Annotated in this window: 5 protein-coding genes; 4 read left to right on the plus strand and 1 reads right to left on the minus strand. The window is 73.2% G+C overall.

Translation table 11 applies throughout. The annotated features are described in order from the left end of the window. The coding region (locus AC51EU_RS28875; protein WP_496270042.1) for a condensation domain-containing protein at positions 1-561 on the minus strand (561 nt) is incomplete at its 3' end. 508 nt (positions 562-1,069) lie between these two features. Here AC51EU_RS28875 and AC51EU_RS28880 point away from each other — a divergent pair. From AC51EU_RS28880 to AC51EU_RS28895, 4 genes are all read left to right on the plus strand, one after another. Then, the gene (locus tag AC51EU_RS28880; RefSeq protein WP_496270043.1) at positions 1,070-1,453 is read left to right on the plus strand and encodes a roadblock/LC7 domain-containing protein; all 384 of its coding nucleotides are present in this window, start codon (positions 1,070-1,072) and stop codon (positions 1,451-1,453) included. Positions 1,454-1,580: 127 nt separating this feature from the next. Continuing rightward, positions 1,581-2,285, plus strand: a complete 705-nt coding sequence (locus AC51EU_RS28885; RefSeq protein WP_496270044.1) for a hypothetical protein — start codon at positions 1,581-1,583, stop codon at positions 2,283-2,285. Between the two features lie 61 nt (positions 2,286-2,346). Next, the gene (locus AC51EU_RS28890) at positions 2,347-2,727 is read left to right on the plus strand and encodes a roadblock/LC7 domain-containing protein (RefSeq protein ID WP_496270045.1); all 381 of its coding nucleotides are present in this window, start codon (positions 2,347-2,349) and stop codon (positions 2,725-2,727) included. Positions 2,728-2,779: 52 nt separating this feature from the next. After that, positions 2,780-3,154 carry a roadblock/LC7 domain-containing protein gene (locus AC51EU_RS28895; RefSeq protein WP_496270046.1) on the plus strand — a complete coding sequence of 125 codons (375 nt, stop codon included), beginning with the start codon at positions 2,780-2,782 and terminating at the stop codon, positions 3,152-3,154. Positions 3,155-3,201 lie beyond the last annotated feature (47 nt).

A 3,201-nucleotide genomic window follows, 5' to 3' on the forward strand; every position in this document is an offset into this window, starting at 1 on the left:
GGGCAGCGCGGGGCGGGAGACCGCCAGGTCCTCGGGCCGGGCGCCACCGTGCAGCCGGGCGGCGCACTCGACCCAGTCGCGGAGCAGGGCCATCGCGGTCTGCCCGTCGGAGACGCAGTGCGAGACGGTCAGCAGCAGGTCGTGGACGGGTTCCGCGTCCGGGCCGGGCCCGGGGGTGTGGAGGGCGACGGCGCGCAGCGGGGGGCCGTGGCGCAGGTCGAGGGGTTCGCCCAGTTCGCGGTCGGTCTCCTGCTGCCAGCGGGTGGTGTCGCCGGGCGGGAGGGTGAGGTGACGCAGGGGGACGGGCCGCCCGTCGAGGGGGCGGTAGGCGGGGTGTTCGCCGTCCGTGTCGGTGACGGCGACCCGGAGGAGGGGGTGGCGGGTCTGGAGGACGTCCAGGGCTTGGCGCAGCAGGGGTAAGGGGAGCTTCCCGTGCACGCGGGTGCGGGCGATGACGTTGAGGGGGCTGGTGCGATCGGCGATCCAGTACCAGCGTTCGAGCGGGCTGAGGGGGCGCCGGATCGGGTGCGGGCCGTCCGCGTGGGGCGGGTGCGGTAACACGGTGACGGACCTCCTGGTGAGTGCGGTGTGGCGGGCGAGGTACTCCGGTGCGCAGGTGGTGTACGGGTTCCGCGGGGTGCACGGGGCAGATGGGGAAGTCGGCCGGAAGTCGTTGCGACGCACCTCACGAAGAGGGCATCGCGGCCGGTCCGGGAGGGGGTGCGCGAGGGGGACGTGAGGGGTGGCGCGGGGGCGCCGGGCGGCTGCCGCGCCTCCGTTCCCCGGTCCGTACCCGGGCACGTGACGGCCGTGATCGGCCTGGTCTCCCGCCCTCTGCGTGCGTTCATGGTCACATCATGTCTACCAGTGAGTACGTTCTGTAGAGGGCATCGGAAGATCGCGCTCCGCAGGGTCGAGAACGCGTCAAATGCCCAGTGCACCGCCGGGAGCCATGTGCGGCACGCCACACCTTCAGTAGCCTTCCGGGAAAGCGCTCCTACGTGCTCCGACGCTGTGAAGCGGGAGATGTAAGCGCCTCATGGTGCACGAGGTGTAAAGGAGATCCGTGGTGCCGGGTATCGATCAGGTCTTGTCCCGGGCGATGGGAATCCCGGGCGTCCTCGGTGCCGGTCTGACCGACTGGACGAGCGGTCTCACCCTGGGGACGGCAGGACGGGCCCCGCACGGCGACCATGAGGCCGCCGCCGCGGACACCGCGGAAGTGGTGCAGGCCGTCACCCGCCATGCCACCTTCGACACGGCGGGCGGCGACGGGCCCGCGCTGGAGGACCTCATCATCACGGCGGCCGGCGGATACCACCTGATCCGCTGGGTCCACACCGTGTTCGACAGCCAGACGTACCTGTACCTGTGGCTCGACCGCGACCGGGCCAACCTCGCGGTCGCCCGCCGCCGGTTGCGGGAACTCGCGGACGAGTTGGTCGTGGGCTGACGTGCCGCCCCCTCGTCGCGCTTCCGAAACCGGACGGCCGCTGGACCGCCTGGCCGCCGAGCGCGTGACCGGCGCGCTCCGCGGCCCGGCCGGCTGTGTCTACCTGCAAAGCGGCGCGGTGTACTGCGTGGAGTCCGACGCCGCGCCCGCGCTGGACGTACGGCTCGCGGCGGTCGGACGGGTCCCGCCGGACTGCCGTCGGCGCGCCGAGGCCGCCGGCACCCGTCCCGGGCACGGCGGCCGCTACCTCGTCGACGCCGGCTGGCTCACCCCCGGCGAACTGGAACTGTGCCACCTGGACGCGCTGTTGGACGCCGCGTCCTTCACCCTGCCCCTGCCGCCCGGGACGACGACGTTCACCCCCGGTGAGGAGCACTGGCTGGGCGCCGTGCGCCGGGTCGGCGCGGACGCCCTGGAGCGGGCGACGGCCCGCCGCAGGACGCTGCTGGACGAGTGGAGCACGTGGGCCGCGGCCGACGAAGCACCGGTCGTCGCCGCGCCCGGGCAGCCCCCGGCCCGCGCCGTCACCGGGCGCCGCCGGGCGCTCCTCGCGCACGCCGACGGGCGGCGCACCCCGCACGACCTCGCCCGGCTGCTCGGCAGGTCGGCGTTCCTGACCGTCCTCGACGTGCGGCGGATGGCCGCGGCCGGGCTCGTACGGATGCCCTCGCCGGCACCGGAGGGGCTGCCGCGGCGGCGTCCCGGCGCCTGTCTGGACACCGGGCACGAGGGGCGTGTGACGTCCTGGGACATGCCGGAGGGTATGCGGACCCCGGACCCGGACGCCGACCTCCTCGCCCGTCTGCGCACGGCGCTGGAGGAGAACCTGTGACCTCCCGCGCACCACGGACATGAGACACGTATTCGCGAAGCGTGCGGAGAAAAGGAGACTGATGACGATCGAGACCCGCGTGCGGGAAGAACTGCGGGTGCTGCGCGACCAGGTACGCCATTTCCAGGGCGGGATGGTCGCCAGCGTCGACGGCATGGTCATCGCGCACGATCTGCGGGACATCGAACCGGACGGTCTCGCCGCGCTCACCGCCGCGGCCATCGGTGTCGCCAGGCGGCTCACCGAGGCGACCGGCCGGGGCCCCTTCGAGGAATCCCTCACCCGCGGTACGGACGGGTACATCGCGTGCTACTCGGCCGGGAACCGCGCGGTGCTCACCGCGGTCGCGAGCCCCGACACCAATGTGGGCCGGCTCCATCTCCAGGCCCGGCAGACCGCGGCGCGCATCGGCGCGCTGGTCGACGCCGGGCCCGGCCGGTAGTCCCGTTCTCCTCCCGCACCCCTCCCGCCGATCACCGAAAGGTTCATCCGTCATGGCCCACATGGATTCCGCTCTGGCCGCGCTGATGTCGGACATCGAGGGCGTCATCGGCGCCGCCCTGGTCGATTACACCAGCGGCATGGCGCTGGCCACCCTGGGCGACAGCAACACCCTGGACATCGACGTCGCGGCGGCCGGGAACACCGATGTCGTCCGCGCCGAGATGCGCACCATGGAGATGCTGGAACTCCAGGGAAGCATCGAGGACATGCTCATCACGCTCACCTCGCAGTACCACCTGTTGCGCCCGGTCACCGGGAAGAACGGCAGCGGCCTCTTCCTGTACCTGGTGCTGGACCGCAAGCGCGCCAACCTCGCCCTGGCCCGCCACCACCTCGCCCGCGCGGAGTCCCAGCTGGAGGTCTGACCCGGCGGGCGGGGCGGTGGCCCGCGCGGCCGGTCAGCCCGCCGCCG

The organism is Candidatus Streptomyces philanthi, assembly GCF_059553635.1.

Coding starts and splice junctions, on each gene's coding strand:
- AC51EU_RS28895 (WP_496270046.1), top strand. CDS start 2,780: ATGGCCCACATGGATTCCGCTCTGGCCGCGCTGATGTCGGACATCGAG.
- AC51EU_RS28890 (WP_496270045.1), top strand. CDS start 2,347: ATGACGATCGAGACCCGCGTGCGGGAAGAACTGCGGGTGCTGCGCGAC.